Here is an 18,773-nt window from a genome sequence, read left to right on the forward strand (position 1 = left end):
TCCTTGATAGTATTTACTTTTATACCGTAGCAAATTGTAAGCCTTTTCTCAAATAAAATGGCTGAAATTATTACGATAATATAAGTTTATTCTTTAAATAAGAAGATTTTAGCCGTAAATTTGTCTTTATCCTTTCAATAAAACTTCAATTTTCTTCTTTAATATGACGTTATTGAGGAGTGAACGCATGAAATTACGAAAGAAGAATCTACTTTTGCTTATTAACTTGACGTTAGTAGCCATCGTTTATTATTTATATCTTTGTCCAGAAAATCCAAATGCTTCAGCAAAAAATGTCACCGCACTGACAGATGACGAGGTAGAAACTTATTCAGGAATAGAGGATTTAGACGATAGTGACGGAACAATCTTGATTGATGTACCGCTAGAAAATCAGTTTACTGATAGTGCGTTAGGAAATGGTTGTGAAGTGACCGCTTTATCGATGTTACTGAATACCTATGATTATCAAGTGGATAAGAATCAACTGGCAGATCAATTAACTTATGAACCATTGATTACTGCTTCAGGAAATTATGGCAATCCTCATGAAGGATTTGTTGGAAATATTTATGGAGGCACGCAAGCAATGGGTGTAGCGGTAGAACCGATTGCTGAATTGGCGGAAGAATTTGTTGACGAGAGTCAGTACCAAGTAATCAGCAGTAGTGAAGCAGATGTTATAGATATTTTGGCAGTCGTTGCAGGCGGGGATCCAGTTTGGACCATCGTGACCGCTGATTTGGTTGTACCGACAGCAGACGATTTTCGAACTTGGGAAACAGATGAAGGAACTTTTACCGTTAGTCCTTTGATTCATTCGGTGGTGATTACTGGTTATGATGAATCAGCAGAAGTGGTTTATTTAAATGATCCTTTTGGTTATAAAAATCGCGTAGTCAGTTATGATGATTTTGCAACAATTTACGAAGCAATGGGCAGTCAATCTCTCTATCTTGAAGCAGCTTAGCAAATATTTAAATACATAAATGAAGTCAACATGTTACTATACTATTACTGATAGGAAATAGAGGTTTAACGATGAAATTTTCCAAAAAAATAGTATTAGTGATGATCACTTGCTTGTCTATAATTAGCATAATTGGTTATTTTTTGGCTGAAGATACAGCCGCGCCAACGGCATCTGAAAAAGTCAAACAGCAACCGACGCCCACTGAAAATTCTTTGGATTCCGAAAAATCAATTGTATTAGATGTGCCGTTAGAAAATCAATTTGAAGATGATCCCTTAGAAAATGGTTGTGAAGTTACAGCTTTATCGATGTTGTTAAAGTTTTATGGCTATGATACGGATAAAAATCAATTGGCGGATGAACTTACGTATGTTCCTTTTACAACAGAATCGGATAATTATGGTAATCCCCATGAAGGTTTCGTTGGAGACATTGAAGCTGGTGAGTTGGCAATGGGCGTAGCAGTGGAACCTATAGCACAACTAGCAAAACGATATGTTGCAGACAGCTATCAAGTAGTTGCGGGAGATGGAAAATATTCTTTCGATGAGCTTTTACGGCAGGTTCAAAACGGAAAGCCAGTTTGGATTGTGGCGACCGTTGATTTGCAAGTGCCTACCGAAGAAGATTTTGAAGATTGGCCGACTGACGAAGGACTTCTCAGTGTGACGCCACTGGTTCATTCAGTTGTACTTACCGGCTACGATCCAGCGACAAATGAGGTGTTCGTCAATGACCCTTATGGAATAAAAAATCGCAGCGTGGCTTACGATGAATTGGTAGATATTTACCAGCAATTGGGCCAACAGTCACTTTATCTAGATAAATTATAAAAGCCAGTCGAAAAATTTTCGACTGACTTTTTTTTAGCGGTAGTTACTGCGGCGTCTATTTGTTAACCAATTAACCAAGAAATATGCAATGGCTAATGGAATAACCAATTTGAAGAACAAACTAAAGCCAACTGATAAAACAACACCTAAAAGTCTCAAAGCAATACTTGCAACAACAAAGAAACCAATGACCATTAATATTCTGACAACGATACTATTATTTTTCATATTTATTTCCCTCTTTCATCTTTACCCATAGTTTAGCAGAACAATTGTTACTTGAAATCCAACTTAAGACGGATAATTGACAATCAGAAAGATTACTGTTTAAATAATGGAGATTATTAATGGAAAGAAGGGGACAAGCGATGTCAAAATCACGAATTGAAGCTTTTACTGATGCAGTAATTGCGATTGTGATGACCTTGCTAGTGTTGGAGTTACCGATACCTAAAGACGCTAGCTGGGCAGCCCTAGGAGAAGACGGTCACAAGCTAGCAATCTATTTTATTAGTTTTATCTTTTTAGCTATTTACTGGAACAATCACCATCATTTATTCCAACTAGTCAAAAGAGTCGATGGTGTCGTTTTATGGGCTAACAACTTATTAATTTTGATGATGACACTTTTTCCATTCACCACTGCTTGGGTAGGAGAACATCCGCTAGCTTGGCCACCACAAGCATTATTCGGGATGCTTATTTTAGGGACAGATGTGGCTTACTACTTATTAGTGAGAGCTTTAGTGAGAGTAAATGGTAAACAATCACCAATTGGTCAATTATTCAATCATTATCCTAAATTGAAATGGTCAATTGTATTACCAGTACTGGCTTTGATTGCTGGAGCATTAATTACACCACTTGCTGTTTTGATTGTGAATGTATTTGTGTTATTACTGTGGTTTATCCCTGAGAAAAAAGTTGAACAAACATTGTAACTTGCAATAAGAAATAAGCTATTTAGTTGCTGAAAATTCCAGTGACAAATAGCTTATTTTTTTGGTGAATTTTTAATAACAAAAAATTTTTCTCGTCTTTGTTTGATATTTTATAGTGTACGTTTAAGTAATAATTTCGAACGATTAGGACATAAATTCAAAACGATTCTTCCTCTAAATTATAATAAGATAAAGTAGAAAAGTTGAAAAAAATAGTGGGAGGAGATCTATGAGAAAAAGATAAATCGGTTTGATTGGAACTTTATTCAATTATCAAAGCACTACCTCTCATAATAACAGGAGTACAATTATGAACTGAAAATAGCGCATTAAAAATGGTATGGAAACAAGATTTGATCGGTATAAGTCTGGTTATGGATTAAAGATGTAATCAGGTGAATGAAGCATTATGGGGATTTAACAATGGGGTAATAATGAAAAAGTTAAAATAAAACAAGTTACTAGATTCAAATATAGGTCTTTAAAGCACAAAATAAACGAGGTGAATGATTGTGAAAAAAATTAAACCAGGACTAGGATTAATTTTTGGAATCGGGTTATTTGCATGTGGAGTGACAAACGTTAACACCGAGGAAACAATCTTTAATAATTTTTATTGTGCGTACTAATAAAGACAAATATGATGAATTGATTAATGTTAGCTGGATTAATGACAATATTTAATTTTACACAATTTCAAGTTATAAACAACTAGAGGCTCAAATTGAGTACTGTAAAAAATATCCAGCAGCAATCAATAAAGTACAAGCAGTTTTGGAGAATTCAAATTCGAATGAACAAGATTTTCTAGATAAATTAATTATTTTAAATGGTGCTGTTATTACGCTACATGATGGGGATTTTAGCGGAAGTGAGAGGTTAGTTAAACAGTTGAAAAGTGTTTTAAAAAAGCAGGAGAGCCTAGTGTGATAGGCTTCTCCTGCTTTTATGTTGATTTCTCTGAAAGTAAGAACATTGAGATTGTTTGACTTAGAAATATACTCCTATATAGCCTCCAGCATACTTATAATAATCAATTCTTATTCTTCCGTTATAATTTTTGGGTGGTATACCATTAAACCAATATTTTATTGTTGCAGCTCGTGGTTCTGCATTAACAGAAGAACTCGAAATTCCTGTAACATTTTCGTTGGCAAAAACCTCTGAAGTAAAGAAAGATGAAGAGATAAAAAACAATAATAATAGAACACTTAGCTTTTTTTTCATTTTATTCCTCCTATTAGTGATTTTTTCTAATGTTAGTATATGACAAGGTCATAATAATTTATCAAATGCAACTTGTTCGTTGATTTAGTATACCTGAACGTATAAAAAAATATATTTTTAGACAGAATTTATTCTATTTTCGGCTTAAAACAACTTTGAGTAATTGTAACTTTGAAAATAATCAATTATACTTTAGAAAGGTTTACTTCAATGAAGACGGGGTGTCAGTAATGGTAAGCTTATTTATTCAATACATTAGTATCTCACATTTAATAGTATTTTCATTTGCTTATTTTCTCTTAAACGATATCTATAAAAAACAAACTCGAGTTAAAGTTATATTTTTTTTGGTTTTAATTTTGAGTCTTTTGTTAGGAAGAGGATTTTCCAATCTAGACTCTTTGTTTTTACTGGTTTGTTACTTTCTACTTAGTTTGTATTCCACCGAAAAAAAATATAGCAGTTCTTCTTTACTTTTTTCAATCGTTCCTTATCTGATTGAGAGTATTACTACAGTTGTTACAAGGATTCCTATGTCATTGCTAATAAGAGCAAATAGTGGAACAAAACAGTTATTTTGGATGACAGTTATTTTAGTGGCTACTTTTGGTCTTGTTGTAGTATTAGTAAGATGTTTCAAAAAAATCATATATCCATATATAGAAAAGAAAAAAATTATTTCTTATGTATCTATTTTTTTGACATTACTTATTTTTATTTACGATACCTATTGGTTAGTTGCTAACTATGTAGAGAATCTTTTTCTAAAATATTTTATTATTATTATTTATCTATTTCTAATTATTTTTCTCTTCAGTATTCTCTATTTCGAAAATAAAAATAACGCTTTAAAATATGAAATGAAGAGTAAAGAGGCTGAATATATATTGATGAAAAAATATGAGGAAGAGACTGAGAGACAGTATAATGAGCTGCGGAGTTTTAGACATGATTATTTAAATATCATTTCTTCACTGGAATATTTTTTTACCAATGATGACATGGAGGGTGCCCACGAATATTTTGACAAGGTCATTCAACCAACCAGATCAATGTTTCAAAGTAATTTGCTAAAGCTAAATAAATTGAATCAAATAAAATCGCCAGAGCTAAGAAGTCTTTTCACTACTAAATTAAGTTTCGCTCAAAATAAAGGGATAGAGATTATTCTGGATATTCCTGAAGAAATTGCGATTAATCAGAAATTTGATTTTTTAAAGCTAACTCGTATCTTTGCCATTATTTTAGACAATGCGATTGAGGAATTGGCGGATTTAAAAGAAGGAAAATTAATTGTTCTTTTTTTGAATGAAGCAGATCATGTTGTGATTGTTTTGAAAAATTCTACACGAGCGGATCTGTTGCCTTTACATGCTCTTTCAGTGAAAGGTTATTCTTCGAAGGGTGCCAATCGTGGTTTAGGTTTAAGTAATTTGGAAATGCTAGTAGAATCAAGTGAGAACATATTTATTGATACTGAAATAGCTAACAATACTTTTTCACAAAAAATTATCTTAGAAAATGGAGATTGACATGCTTTCAATAATCATATGCGAAGATGACCAAATACAACGAACTGAGCTGAATAAAATCATTGAGAATTATGTGATGATTGAAGAATTAAATATGCATGTTCAACTCTCTACAGACAACCCAAATGAAGTGATTCGTTATGTAGAAGAAAACAAAATAAAAAATGGTATTTATTTTTTTGATATAGATCTACAAGCATCAATGAATGGCATCGAATTAGCTGCAGAGATTAGAAAGCTAGACGGATTGGGAAAAATAATTTTTGTGACGACTCACGAAGAATTTGCGCCATTGACCTTCATTTATAAAACGGAGGCACTCGATTATATTCTTAAAGATGACGTCGCACATTTTAAAAACAGAGTAATTGAAGCCCTTAATCATACAAATAAACAATATTTTTCTGAAAACAATACTCAAGAAATATTTTTAAAAATAAAAATAGGCAATCAAATCCAATTTATTCCTATTAAAGAAGTTATGTTCATTGAAACCTCTACTAATTCGCATAGATTAAAGCTTCATTTGGAGAACAGGACGATTCATTTCTATGATAAGATCGAAAATCTAGATATTTATCCAGACTACTTATACAGAACTCACAAGTCCTATTTAGTGAATATTAATAACATTGTTCTGCTGGATAAGACTGATCGGAGTTGTACATTTTCTAATGGTGAGAAGGCCTTCGTTTCTGTAAGAAAAATAAAAAAACTGGAACAAAAATTAATAAGTATTGGGAAAAAAGTTTGATTTTAAGTCCACCAAAGAAGCGTTGAAGGAAAATCCAGGGATTTTCTTTCAACGCTTTTTAATAGGACTTATTTTTCGATTTCTTCAATTAAATTTTCATCTGCTGGGCGTTCGTAATGAATTTTTTGCAGATAAAGTTTCCATAATTTATCAAATAATTCACTTTGGTATTCCTTGCTTGCTTCGATTGGTACGATAAAATAAGGTTTTTCTTCTGGCTCGAGTAAATCCGAGAAAGTTGTTAAATAACAGTCAGCAATAAAGTTGTTTGGTTGATGATAGTAAATTTCGACAAAATCTAAATGTTTTAAAAACATGATTAAATAATTAACCATGACAAAGTTAGGCGATGGCACCAAGGCAACCTTTAATTTCTCAGTCACCTTTTCATCCATTAAGAAAAGATAAACAATTTCACCTAAATCATCAACAAAGTCATCATGACAATCAACTAGCCATTTCAATTCTGGCTTTTCTTCAATAGCAGGCAAAATATCCGAAATAATTTCTTTGATATATTGATAATCTGGATGTTCATAATCCATTCGGGCGCTCATTTGATGAAAGATTGGTGTTGTACCATGTAAAATAGATAAGTTTAATAAAGCAGAAAAAATATTTGCTCGCATCAATTGTTCTTCTTCGATGGATAATTGTTGCCGCAGAATTTTATTGTTAATTTCTTTAGATAAATAATCTGTTGCTGTCGCCAAAGGGTCTCCTTTGAATTGCAGCTTTTGATAGTAATAACTAATGACAGATAAGCGTTTGTCAGGATGATTTACAAAATGAGGGACATAAAGTAACATGTAACCGACAAAACGAACTTCTCTTACTAGTGTATTTTTATCTTCAATATAATCCTCTGCCACATCTTGAATTTCCCATAAAGCTTCAGGGAAAACTAGGTCGTCTAACAAATCATCTTCAATCAAGTGACCTTGCAAATAACGAATCCGTGAAATCGTCAGTACCATCCATTTTTCTTTGAAGACAATGTGGTCTAACCACTCGTTATTTAGTTTTTCTAAGAAAAGTTTTTCGTTCTCTGGGTTTTCATATGTTGTTATTAAATCAAGACCAAATTTTCCAGTCCATAAGAAACAAAAATACAGCATTCGGATACGAACTTCAGAACCAATTAAAGTCATTTTTGAAAGATTCATCCGAACGCCAAATTTCCGCACATAGCTACCAAATTTAGTTAAGCGTCGAGCTAGTGTAGCACGGCTAATCTGATGTTTTTTACAAAACTGATCGGTAGTTAATTTTGGTTCGATTAAAGTCGAAAGTAAAAATTGATAAGGCATCGAATGATGAACCAACAATTGTAAATAATTGTTGGGATTATAATTTTTAGGTTCCCAAAGAATTTTGTTTTGAGGGCTTAAGAAGGCACCGTATCCTAGTTCTTTAAAATCGCGGTGGACCCCATTGACTAACAATAAAGTTGCATCATAAGAAAAATTTAAGGCAGCGCTTAATTTATGAATCGTATATTGGCCCTCCGGCAATGTGCTTAAATAACCTACTAGAACCACTTTTTTTTGGGTGTTTTTATCAAATAAAATAGTGTTCAAAACGATCCCCTCCTTTTAATCAATATTATCAAAATATATTGCGTAAAGCGATAAATAATTTCAAAAAAATGCAATTTTATTTTTAATGAATTTAATTTTTTTACAATTAATTGCGTAATTTATATGGTAAAGTGAGATAAAGGTGAAGGAGGAAATAAATGATAACAACTGTAATCTTTGATATGGATGGTGTTTTGATTGATTCTGAATATATTTATTTTGCTAGTAAGACACAGGTTTTAAAAAATGCCGGAATAACCGTGACTGAAAGCTATCACTATCAGTTTATGGGAACCACTAAGACATTTATGTGGCAAAAGATGAAAGAAGAGTTCAATTTACCAAAAGAGATCGACTTTTATATTACCGAAATGGATAAATTACGAACAGAATTTACGGAAAAAGATGGTGTACGACCGATTCCTGGTGCGCAAGATTTGGTTCGTAACTTACATCAAGCAGGGCTAAAACTTGCAGTTGCCTCTTCTTCTTCACTCCATGAAATTAAAAGTAGTTTATCCGCGCTTCAGTTAACAGATCTTTTTCAAGAAGTTGTCAGTACCGAAGAAGTACCTCACTCAAAACCTGCACCCGATGTTTATCAAGAAGCAATGAAACGTTTAGGTGTGACACCAGAAGAAACGGTTGGGATAGAAGATACTTTAAATGGTAGTCGAGCTGTCAAAGCTGCTGAGATGTTTTGTATCGGTTATGCTAATCCTAGTTTCCCAACGCAGGATTTAAGTGCAGCAGATGTGGTGATTAATGATTTAGCGATTTTAAGTCGCGAAAAAATTGAAGAATTAAGTAAGTAAAAAAAGCGTCGCAGATTTTTTTCTGCGGCGCTTTTCATATGCTTATTTTTGTAAATCTTCCCATTTCCAGTCTAGAACTTCTGGTGTATCCATTCCGTTTTGACGGATGTAATCATGGTGGAAGTTTAATTTGTCAGTCATTTGTTGATCGAAATCACTTGCTTTATCGCCAAGAACAGCATTTGCAGCAGCTTGAGCTAAGTGGAAGCGATCAAGTTCACTGAAAACACGCATATCAAACGGTGTAGTAATGTCGCCTTCTTCACGGTAGCCATGAATTAAAACATTATGATTATGACGGTCAAAGAAGATGTCACGAATCATTCCTTCGTAGCCGTGGAATGCGAATAATACAGGTTTGTCAGTTGTAAATAAAGCATCGAATTGCTCATCTGTTAAGCCACGAGGGTCTACATTTGGATGACGCAATTTCAATAAATCTACGACATTGATGAAACGAATCTTCATGTCAGGAAAAGCTTTATTTAATAAAGTGACCGCAGCTAAGGCTTCCAAGTTTGGTTCAGTACCAGCAGCAGCAATAACTAAATCTGGTTCTTCACCATTATCGGTACTTGCCCAATCGATCACTTTTAATCCTTCGTTTACTAAAGTTTCTGCTTCATCAGCAGAATAAAATTGAGGACGAGGATGTTTAGATGAAACGATTAAGTTAATCACTTCTTCATCTTGCAATGCTTTGTCCATGACAGCCATCAAACTATTTGCATCAGCTGGTAAATATTCACGAATGAATTCAGGTTTCTTTTCAGCTAAGTGAGTTAAGATACCTGGATCTTGGTGAGTATAACCATTGTGATCTTGTTGGAACACGGTAGATGTTGAAATAATATTTAATGATGGATAATCTTTACGCCATGCTTCATTTTTAGCTTTGCGCATCCATTTGAAATGTTGTGTCAACATTGAATCTACTACCCGCAAGAATGATTCATAGCTGGCGAAGAAACCATGACGACCAGTTAAAACGTAACCTTCTAAGAAACCTTCAGCTTGATGTTCAGATAATTGGCCATCAATTACGCGACCCACTGAATTTTGCCATTCATCATATGAACGTTTTGGTTCTAACCATTGACGATTGGTTGCTTCAAATACTTTGTTCAAACGGTTTGATTTGGTTTCATCAGGACCGAAAATACGGAAATTATTTGGATTTTCCTTGACTAAATCACGGGCTTGTTCGCCAAAGATAATCATATCTTGCGCTTCAACAGCACCTGGTTTAGAAGTGTCAATCGCATATTGTTTCCAGTTTGGCATGTTTAAAGGTTTTGGATCAATCCCACCATTGGTAATTGGGTTCGTAGACATCCGACGATCGCCTTTTGGTGCCATTTCTTTTAATTCATCAATTAGTTTTCCATCAGCAGTAAATAATTCTTCAGGACGATAAGATTTCATCCAAGAAACCAATTTGTCGATGTGTTCCATATGATCTGCATCTACTGGAATTGGCACTTGGTGGGCACGGAAAGTACCTTCAATTTTTTCATTATCCCAAACTTCTGGACCAGTCCAGCCTTTTGGTGTACGGAAAAGAATCACTGGCCAATGAGGCATTTCTGCATCTTCAGCTTTACCTGCACGTGCTTTTGCTTGAATATCTTTAATTTCTTCAATTACTTTATCAAGAGTTTCTGCCATGATTGGATGAACTTTTTCAGGATCAGTACCTTCTACAAAATAAGGTTTCCAGCCCATACCTTCAAAGTATTTAGTCAAGTCTTCATCAGATTTACGTGAAAGAATCGTTGGGTTAGAAATTTTTCCGCCGTTTAAATAAAGAATTGGTAGCACTGCACCATCATTTACAGGATTGATAAATGTATTTGAGAACCAACCTGCTGATAATGGACCAGTTTCAGATTCACCATCACCAATTACAGTGGCTGCGATCACGTCAGGATTATCTAAAATCGCACCTGTTGCATGAGATAAAGAATAACCTAATTCGCCGCCTTCATGAATTGAACCTGGTGTTTCTGGAGCTGCGTGAGAAGCAATTCCGCCTGGGAATGAAAATTGTTTGAACAAGTTTTTCATTCCTGCTTTGTCCGCCGAGATATTTGGATAAATTTCTGAGTAGCTGCCATCTAAATATGAATTTGAGACCATAACTTGTCCGCCATGACCAGGACCAGAAATGTAGAACATATTTAAACCGTATTTATTAATTACTCGGTTTAAATGAGCATAGACAAAGTTTTGTCCCGCAATTGTGCCCCAATGGCCGATTGGATGATGTTTTACATCACTTGCTTCAATATCGCGGTCCAATAAGGGATTATCTTTTAAGTATAATTGTCCAACAGAAAGGTAGTTAGCTGCACGCCAATACGCGTCAACTTTGTTTAAATATTCTTTTGATGAAAAGTCTGTCATGATAGAAAACTCCTTTTAAGTAATTTTTACTTTTAAAAGTACGCACTCATATTATACTGAAATGAAAAATTTGTAAACTAATTTAGGTATTTTCTACAAAAAAGATTTTTACAAAATCAAGCAAAAGCTCCATAGAACGCTTTCAAAACAAGGTTAATCAATTTTTTTATAGTTGTTTATTTTTTGAGCGGAAAAAGTGACAGATTGATGGAGAAATTCAATCTGTCTTTTCATTTGTGAAAAATGAAAAAATCAAATATTTCCATTTTTTTCGATAACACCATGTTGCAAAAATAAGTGCAAAAATTTTGGACTTAAGGTTTTTTAAATGCCTAAAAACAGCTATTTTTTGTTACTGTGATAAAATTATAGATTAGATTCAATTACATATTGAGTCTCATGTTGCAGAAAATGTATTGAATAATTTGTGAACAATGATAGTAGAATTGAAAGCGATTTCCAACTAAACTAAAGGAGTCAAAGGGAATGAAAAAAATGAATTTAACTGAGAGAACCAATCAAATTTTTGTAGAACTAATGACTGATCCACAAATTGCTAGTCGTGAATTATGTAATAAATATCAGCTAACTCGTGGACAGTTAAATTATGCATTGCAAAAAATCAATGATTCTTTACAAGCAGAAAATTTACCAAGTATTCAACGAACCAAAAATGGTCATTTTATCATTGCGCCAGCGGTCTTTAATTTTTTCAGAGGAGGACAGACTGAGACGCCTACTAAACGAGATGACTATGTTTTTTCCACTAAGGAAAGGGCTGATTTGATTCAGTTGATGTTGTTAAGTAAAGAGGAATATTTATCTTTAAATCATTTTATTGATGATTTGCAAGTCAGTCGTAATACCATCTTAAGAGATTTGAAAACAGTTGATAATCAGCTTCAGCATTATGATTTGACATTAAAATATACCCGTCAAAAGGGCTATTTTGTTAAAGGGGATGAATGGAATAAACGACAACTGTTGGCAGACTTATTAAGTAATTTAGCTGACATGCATCACGGCATCCAATTCATTGTTCAATTTGCAAATCTAGACAGGCAGCAAATTGAAATTTTTAAAAATCGGGTGGAGTTGGTGGAAGAGGAATTAAATGTGCGTTTCACTGGTGAGCGCTTAAAAGTTTTACCGTTGCTCATGATTCTGCTCATTCGTAGAGCGCAAAAAGGCAAGCTGATTTCTTACAACTACAAGATTAATTATCGCGAATTGGCCGATACCAAAGAATATTTAGCAGCTGATCGGATGATTTGGGATGTAGATGGTTTGACGGAAAATGAGCGAGTGTATATGACATTGCTGTTGTTGACTACCAATCTTTCGCGAGGCGATATTTTATCGGCAAAAGAGATCAATAAATTGAAAGAAGCATTAGAGGCAGTGATTTCGAATTTTGAAAAGAGTGCTGGTGTCATTCTAGAGGAAAAATCTAAATTGTTAGATCGTTTGCTGATTCATATGCGTCCGGCTTATTACCGAATTAAATATCATTTGAATTTGCAGTCTAAGTTTTTTCAAGAAAATAAAGATGCCAGTCTCTTCTCTTTATTTTATTTAGTAAAAGAAGCCAGTGGTCCATTAGAAACCTTTTTTGAGAAGAAAGTACCAGATGCTGAATTATTTTTAATTTCTTTGTTTATTGGTAGCCATATTGTTGAAAGTACCGAAATTATTCATCCGGAAAATCGTAAAAAAGCGATCATTGTCTGTCCAAATGGTGTTTCAATCGCTGTTTTACTGGAAAATACTTTAAGTAATCTATTTCCAGAGCTTGATTTCACTTTATTAGTTTCAGAAAAAGATTTCTATAAAAGTGATTATCCAGCCGATTTGATTTTTTCGGCAGTTCCGTTAAAGACCGATCGAAAAGTTTTCGTAGTCAAAAGCTTCTTATCAGAAAAAGAAAAAAGGCAATTACGAGAAAAGGTGATTCGTTCAACAGCGCTTATTCAGCAAGACCATATCACACCAGAAAAAATCATGGCGATTGTCAAAAAAAATGTTGATGTATCAGATGAAGCCAAACTTTACGATGATTTATTAGGTCTATTTAAAACCAAAGAAAATAAATTATTGGAAAAGAAGAAGCTGCGTTTGTTTGACGCATTGTCAGAAGATACGATTCAGATTTTTAATGAAGAGATTTCTTGGGCTGACTTACTAGATCAATTAGCCAAACCGCTGGAAGAAAAAAATATCGTTACAGCTAATTATGTACAAGCACTAAAAGAAGAAATGCCATTAATTCCAGCATACAGTGTTTTGAGAAATAAGATTGCTTTGCCGCATACTGTTCCAGAAGCTGGTGCCAAAGGTGTTGGGCTTAGCCTAGGGGTAGTCAAAAAAGGGGTAACTTCTGCAGATGGCATCAAGATTAAGACAGTCATTCTACTGGCGTCTAATGATAAAGAAGAACATATCGATTTGATATTTGAAATGATGAGTTTAACTGGTTCGGAAAAATTGGCAGATCTGGAAGCTGCTACTAGTTCTACTGACATTCGAAAGATATTACTAGCATTTAATCAAGAATATTGGGGGGAAAGCCATGAGTGAAAAAAATAGTTTATTAGATTACATCAAAGAACCATTGGTATTTGTAAATGCAACATTTGATTCTCATGGAGAGTTGTTTGAAGAGGTATATCAACAAGCAGTCAAAAGAGATTGGGTAACAACAAATTTTATCGACAAGATTAATGAACGAGAAACAACTTTTCCGACAGGTATCCAGTTAGAAAAAAGAGGAGCCGCCATCCCTCATACGGATCCTGAATGTGTCAAACAGGAGTTTATTGCGATTGTCACCAACCAAAAACCGGTCTCCTTTATGCGAATGGATGATGCCAACCAAAGTGTTGCCGCTGAGATAGTTTTTGTCTTAGGTCTAAATCAGCCTCATGCGCAATTAGAAATGTTGCAGTCGTTAATGGGTTTATTACAAAACGAGACTGTTTTAACCCAGCTAATCAATAGTCAGGATGTTCCATCATTAATTCAAATTGTTAAACAATATAGTTTGTAGAAAAGAGGAAAAATAATGAGAAAAATTAAAATTTTAGTCGCTTGTGGTGCCGGAATCGCCACTTCAACAGTAGTTATGAAAAGAATTGAGGATTTAATGAAAGACAATCATATTGATGCAGATGTGCAACAAATCAAAATTGCCGAAGCGACCTCAAAGCAAGCTGGTGCGGATATGTTAGTGTCTACAACAATCTTACCAACAGAATATGATATTCCAGCAGTCACAGCGTTAGGCTATATCACTGGTATTGGCGCAGATAAATTAGATCAACAGATATTAGAGACTGCCAAAGTAGCTGGCGAGAATTAATTGATATCAACAATAAAATTTAGATAAAACAAGGAGGATTTTTAAATGAAAGCTGTGAATGATGTCGTACAGTATATCCTGAATTTGGGACCGACAGTCATGTTGCCGATTATGATTTTAATTATTGCACTCATTTTTAGAGTACCATTCGGCAAAGCGTTACGTTCGGGATTAACGATTGGGATTGGATTTGTAGGGATTAACTTGGTTATTGGGGTGTTATCAGATAATTTAGGCCCAGCAGCCCAAGCAATGGTAGAAAGATTTGGTTTTCATTTAACTGTAATTGATACCGGTTGGCCCTCGGCAGCTTCTGCTTCTTGGGCATCACCAGTGTCAGCTGTATTGATTCCCATCTGTTTAGTAGTGAACGTCGTTTTACTATTGTTAAAAGTGACAAAAACCTTAGATATCGATTTATGGAATTATTGGCATTTTATCGCAGCTGGAGCGACTGGTTATGTTGTAACTAACGGAAATTGGGTATTCGCAATCTTATGTGCGATTATTTATGAAGTTGCTTGTCTATTAATTGCGGATAAGACCGCACCTTTAGTAGCGAAATTTTATGGTTTAGAAGGTGTTAGTTTACCAACAGGCTCAACTGCTGCTTTTGGTTTAATCGGGATTCCGATTGGGATGTTAATTGGTAAAATTCCTGGTTTGAATAAATTACATGCTGATCCAGATTCGATTCAAAAACGTTTTGGGATTTTTGGTGAACCAATGATGATGGGAATAATCATCGGGGCGGTTATCGCTGCATTAGGTGGTTATGATATTGGCGGTATTTTAACTATGGGTATCAATATGGGAGCGGTAATGTTCTTAATGCCTCGGATGGTTAAAATTTTGATGGAAGGTTTAATTCCGATTTCAGAATCTGTGCGGGATTACTTACAAGAACACTATGGCGATCGTGAAATTTACTTAGGTCTTGACGCTGCTGTAACAACGGGTCATCCAGCCAACTTAGCGACTGGGCTATTGTTAGTACCGATTACTTTATTTATCGCAGTTATTTTACCTGGTAATCGAGTATTACCATTTGGAGATTTAGCAACTATTCCGTTTTATGTGTCGTTGATTGTAGCCAATCGTAAAGGAAATATTATTCAATCTGTGATTACTGGTGCAATCGTGATTGCCTTAGCTCTTTGGATGGCAACCAACTTCGCACCGGTTCATACAGAAATGATGCGTGGCGTTTATGAATTCCCAGAAGGCGCAACAATGGTTTCTACCTTAGATATGGGTGGGAATTTCTTAAACTGGATTATTTTGAAATTCTCACAATTGGTAAGCGGTATTCTTTAATTTTTGAGTATTAATGAAGGAACATTATTCTAGTTCCTTCATGATGTTCAAATCAAAGGAGGAAAAATTTTGAAAGCGGCCTTATTAACAGATTTGAATCAGTTTGAAATAAATGAAATTACAAAACCGCAACCGGCAAAGGACGAAGTATTGGTTCAGGTAAAAGCAGCGGGGATTTGTGGCTCGGATATTCATAAAATGCAGAGCAGTTGGAAATATGAGTTGCCGATGGTTATGGGTCATGAATTCTCAGGTGTAATTGAAGCAATCGGAGAAAATGTTAAAGAAGTAAAGCTAGGTGATCGGGTAGCAGTCGCACCGTTGATTCCTTGTCATGAATGTGAATATTGTCGTGCAGGTAAATATCAACTATGTGAAAATTACACAATGATTGGCTCTCACCGCTATGGTGCTTTTGAAGAATATGTAACCGTGCCCAAAGAGAATATTATCAATATTGGCGACAAAATTACTTTTGAAGAAGCCGCTATGATTGAACCTTTGGCTGTTGCTGCTCATGGTGTTATGGGATTGGATCCCAAATTAGGAGATGTGGTGGCCATTTTTGGTTTAGGAACGATTGGAATTTTGACCGTTCAATGGTTGCGTCTAGCCGGAGTGAAGAAAATTATAGGCATTGATATTGATGCCTATAAATTAAGCAACTCTTTAAATTACGGGGTAACTGATACGATAAATTCTTTAGAAGAATCTCTTCAAGAAAGAATTTTTGAATTTACCAATGGTAGCGGGGTTGACATTGCAATCGAATGTGCCGGTTCTAAGATTACCGAAGAACAATGCCTATTAATTACAAAAAAAGGTGGTTTGATTGGTTATCAAGGAATCGCTTATAGCGATGTATTATTACAAAGAGAAGCTTTTGAAAATATTTTTAGACGAGAATACACTATCAAAGGTTTTTGGAATTCTTATTCAGTGCCGTTTCCGGGAGCAGAATGGTTTCATTCTGTGGACTTTATTGAACAAGGAAAAATTGATTTGAAAAGTCTAATTTCTCATCGTTTTGCTTTAGATGAGGTGCAACAAGCCTTTGATTTAACGGTTAATCGGGAAGAATCGTATAACAAAGTGATGATTTTTCCGGAAAGAAAAGAGGATTTACAATGACAAAAACAATGCAAGGTGTGTCAAAGCAAGCACCTGGTTATGATCAAATGAGTCTAATCGAGCTGCCGATTCCTGAAGCAACTGGCGACAAAGTATTAATCAAAGTTGCCTATACTGGCATTTGTGGTTCAGACATCCATACTTTTAAAGGTGAATACAAAAATCCAACAACTCCTGTTGTTTTGGGACATGAATTTTCTGGTGAAGTTGTCGCTATCGGTGAAGCTGTGAAGGAAATTAAAATTGGCGATCGAGTTACTAGTGAAACGACATTTTATGTTTGCGGTGAATGTGAGTATTGCCAGCAAAAGCAATATAATCTTTGCCCTTATCGTAAAGGATTAGGTACCCAACAAAATGGCAGTATGGCAAACTATGTCTTGGCAAGAGAAGAAAGTATTCATGTATTACCGGATCATTTAAGTTATCAAGGAGCAGCGATGACAGAACCATTGGCCTGCTGTATCCATGCGATGTATCAGGAAAGTCAGTTGAAATTGCAAGATAAAATTATCATTATTGGCCCTGGTCCAATTGGTTTGTATCTATTGCAAATTGCGAAAGAAATTGGTTCTTTTGTTATTATGACTGGCATTACTCAAGATGCTCATCGTTTGGAATTAGCTAAAGAATTAGGAGCAGATGTGATTGTCGATACGATGAAAGAAGATCTAGCAGAAGTGGTGATGAAGCATACTGATGGTTACGGTGTAGACAAAGTGTATGATGCATCAGGTGCAGCAGTCGCTGTAAATCAGGCTTTGCCTCTAATTAGAAAAAAAGGACAATTGATTCAAGTAGGTTTGTTTGCGACAAAAAAAATTGAATTGGATACTGAATCAATTATTCAACGAGAAATCGAGTACATCGGTAGCCGCTCACAAAATCCTTTTGATTGGCCGATTGCGCTACATTTATTGGCTAAAGGCGCTATTGCGATCGATCAAATGATTACAAAAAAATATGTCTTAGCAGACTGGCGTGAAGCTTTTGATAAAGTCATGGCAGGAAATGAAATTAAAGTAATGATTGAATCTAATCCAGGTGAATTTTAAGAGCAGATATTTCTGCTCTTTTTTAAGGAGGAGACTGTATGAGTTGGTTGGCTTTAAATGGTCGCGTAATTATTGTAACTGGCGGTTCTTCTGGCATCGGGCAAAGCATTGTTGAAAACTTACTAGTAAATGAAGCGATTGTCATAAATTTTGACTTGAAAGAAAATTCAGCTATTCAAGATGAGAATTATTTCTTTTACCCAACGGATGTCTCAAATAAAAAACAAGTGGATCAACAAGTGAATCAGGTATTTGATAAATTTCGCAGAATTGATGGTCTAGTGAATAATGCAGGGATTGCTTTACCGGGTATGCTAGTCAATCCTGATGGTAGTGGCAAACATCAACTGACAGAAGAGATGTTTGATCGCAGCATTGACGTGAATCAAAAAAGTGTCTTTTTAATGAGTCAGGCAGTTGCCAGTAAAATGATTAAAAATAAGTTTGGTGTGATTATCAATATGTCGACCGAAAGTGCTCATGAAGGTTCTATCGGACAAGGCTTTTATGTTGGTACGAAAGGTGCAATCAATAGTATGACAGTGACCTGGAGCAAAGAATTGGGTAAACATAATATCCGAGTCTTAGCAGTTGCACCAGGAATCATGGAAGAGACAGCTTTGCGGTCAGCGGCTTATGAAGAGACGTTAGCCTTTGTTCGTGGAACAACAGTTGAAAAGTTGCGGCAAAACTATCAAAAAGCTACCAGTATTCCTTTAGGTCGAGCCGGGAAATTATCCGAAGTAGCTGAAGTGGTAAGTTTTTATTTATCAGATCACGCTAGCTACGTCAGCGGTATCATTACGAACATCGCTGGTGGAAAATCCCGTGGTTAGTAAGGAGGAACATCA

General features: G+C 35.0%; 17 protein-coding genes. 13 read left to right on the plus strand and 4 right to left on the minus strand.

Annotated features, from left to right (window positions below):
• Window positions 1-187: 187 nt before the first annotated feature.
• Both ID741_RS04330 and ID741_RS04335 read left to right on the plus strand, forming a co-directional pair.
• Window positions 188-970, plus strand: coding sequence for a C39 family peptidase (locus tag ID741_RS04330; protein WP_438719170.1), 783 nt, complete (start codon window positions 188-190; stop codon window positions 968-970).
• Between the two features lie 71 nt (window positions 971-1,041).
• Window positions 1,042-1,806 carry a C39 family peptidase gene (locus tag ID741_RS04335; RefSeq protein WP_438719171.1) on the plus strand — a complete coding sequence of 255 codons (765 nt, stop codon included), beginning with the start codon at window positions 1,042-1,044 and terminating at the stop codon, window positions 1,804-1,806.
• Between the two features lie 33 nt (window positions 1,807-1,839).
• On the opposite strand, the gene ID741_RS04340 is transcribed toward ID741_RS04335, so the two are convergent.
• Window positions 1,840-2,034: a hypothetical protein gene (locus tag ID741_RS04340; RefSeq protein WP_218327350.1), complete on the minus strand. Its 195-nt coding sequence runs from the start codon at window positions 2,032-2,034 to the stop codon at window positions 1,840-1,842.
• A gap of 140 nt (window positions 2,035-2,174) precedes the next feature.
• On the opposite strand from ID741_RS04340, the gene ID741_RS04345 reads away from it, so the two are divergent.
• Window positions 2,175-2,747: a TMEM175 family protein gene (locus tag ID741_RS04345; protein WP_438720446.1), complete on the plus strand. Its 573-nt coding sequence runs from the start codon at window positions 2,175-2,177 to the stop codon at window positions 2,745-2,747.
• 990 nt (window positions 2,748-3,737) lie between these two features.
• On the opposite strand, the gene ID741_RS04350 is transcribed toward ID741_RS04345, so the two are convergent.
• Window positions 3,738-3,974, minus strand: coding sequence for a hypothetical protein (locus tag ID741_RS04350; RefSeq protein ID WP_218327349.1), 237 nt, complete (start codon window positions 3,972-3,974; stop codon window positions 3,738-3,740).
• Window positions 3,975-4,204: 230 nt separating this feature from the next.
• Here ID741_RS04350 and ID741_RS04355 point away from each other — a divergent pair, with 230 nt between their 5' ends.
• Together ID741_RS04355 and ID741_RS04360 are read left to right on the plus strand one after the other, a co-directional pair.
• Window positions 4,205-5,506, plus strand: a complete 1,302-nt coding sequence (locus ID741_RS04355; RefSeq protein WP_438719172.1) for a GHKL domain-containing protein — start codon at window positions 4,205-4,207, stop codon at window positions 5,504-5,506.
• Between the two features lies 1 nt (window position 5,507).
• Window positions 5,508-6,260, plus strand: coding sequence for a LytR/AlgR family response regulator transcription factor (locus ID741_RS04360; RefSeq protein WP_218327347.1), 753 nt, complete (start codon window positions 5,508-5,510; stop codon window positions 6,258-6,260).
• A gap of 68 nt (window positions 6,261-6,328) precedes the next feature.
• Here the strand turns inward: ID741_RS04360 and ID741_RS04365 are convergent, their stop codons facing one another.
• Entirely contained in the window at window positions 6,329-7,840 is a 1,512-nt protein-coding gene (locus ID741_RS04365; RefSeq protein ID WP_218327346.1) for a helix-turn-helix domain-containing protein, read from the minus strand.
• 158 nt (window positions 7,841-7,998) lie between these two features.
• Here ID741_RS04365 and ID741_RS04370 point away from each other — a divergent pair, with 158 nt between their 5' ends.
• Window positions 7,999-8,655, plus strand: coding sequence for an HAD family hydrolase (locus tag ID741_RS04370; protein WP_438719173.1), 657 nt, complete (start codon window positions 7,999-8,001; stop codon window positions 8,653-8,655).
• A 42-nt stretch (window positions 8,656-8,697) separates the two neighbouring features.
• Here ID741_RS04370 and ID741_RS04375 read toward each other — a convergent pair whose 3' ends face one another.
• Entirely contained in the window at window positions 8,698-11,061 is a 2,364-nt protein-coding gene (locus ID741_RS04375) for a phosphoketolase family protein (protein WP_438719174.1), read from the minus strand.
• A 495-nt stretch (window positions 11,062-11,556) separates the two neighbouring features.
• Between ID741_RS04375 and ID741_RS04380 the strand changes: the two genes are divergently transcribed.
• The 7 genes from ID741_RS04380 (at window position 11,557) to ID741_RS04410 (ending at window position 18,758) form a co-directional block, all read left to right on the plus strand.
• Entirely contained in the window at window positions 11,557-13,638 is a 2,082-nt protein-coding gene (locus tag ID741_RS04380; RefSeq protein ID WP_438720447.1) for a BglG family transcription antiterminator, read from the plus strand.
• Entirely contained in the window at window positions 13,631-14,107 is a 477-nt protein-coding gene (locus tag ID741_RS04385) for a PTS sugar transporter subunit IIA (RefSeq protein WP_438719175.1), read from the plus strand. The genes ID741_RS04380 and ID741_RS04385 overlap by 8 nt, the downstream gene beginning before the upstream one ends.
• A gap of 15 nt (window positions 14,108-14,122) precedes the next feature.
• Window positions 14,123-14,419: a PTS sugar transporter subunit IIB gene (locus tag ID741_RS04390; RefSeq protein WP_218327342.1), complete on the plus strand. Its 297-nt coding sequence runs from the start codon at window positions 14,123-14,125 to the stop codon at window positions 14,417-14,419.
• 45 nt (window positions 14,420-14,464) lie between these two features.
• Window positions 14,465-15,736 carry a PTS galactitol transporter subunit IIC gene (locus ID741_RS04395; protein ID WP_218327341.1) on the plus strand — a complete coding sequence of 424 codons (1,272 nt, stop codon included), beginning with the start codon at window positions 14,465-14,467 and terminating at the stop codon, window positions 15,734-15,736.
• A gap of 69 nt (window positions 15,737-15,805) precedes the next feature.
• Entirely contained in the window at window positions 15,806-16,867 is a 1,062-nt protein-coding gene (locus tag ID741_RS04400; RefSeq protein WP_438719178.1) for a galactitol-1-phosphate 5-dehydrogenase, read from the plus strand.
• Complete coding sequence (locus ID741_RS04405; protein ID WP_438719179.1) at window positions 16,864-17,922, plus strand: zinc-binding dehydrogenase; 1,059 nt, start codon at window positions 16,864-16,866, stop codon at window positions 17,920-17,922. Before ID741_RS04400 ends, ID741_RS04405 begins: the two co-directional genes overlap by 4 nt.
• A gap of 38 nt (window positions 17,923-17,960) precedes the next feature.
• A complete protein-coding gene (locus ID741_RS04410; RefSeq protein ID WP_438719180.1) occupies window positions 17,961-18,758 on the plus strand; it encodes a sorbitol-6-phosphate dehydrogenase subunit in 798 nt (265 codons plus the stop codon).
• Window positions 18,759-18,773 lie beyond the last annotated feature (15 nt).

Origin of the sequence: Enterococcus sp. AZ103 (assembly GCF_051714685.1) — a bacterium.
GTDB lineage: Bacteria > Bacillota > Bacilli > Lactobacillales > Enterococcaceae > Enterococcus_A > Enterococcus_A alishanensis.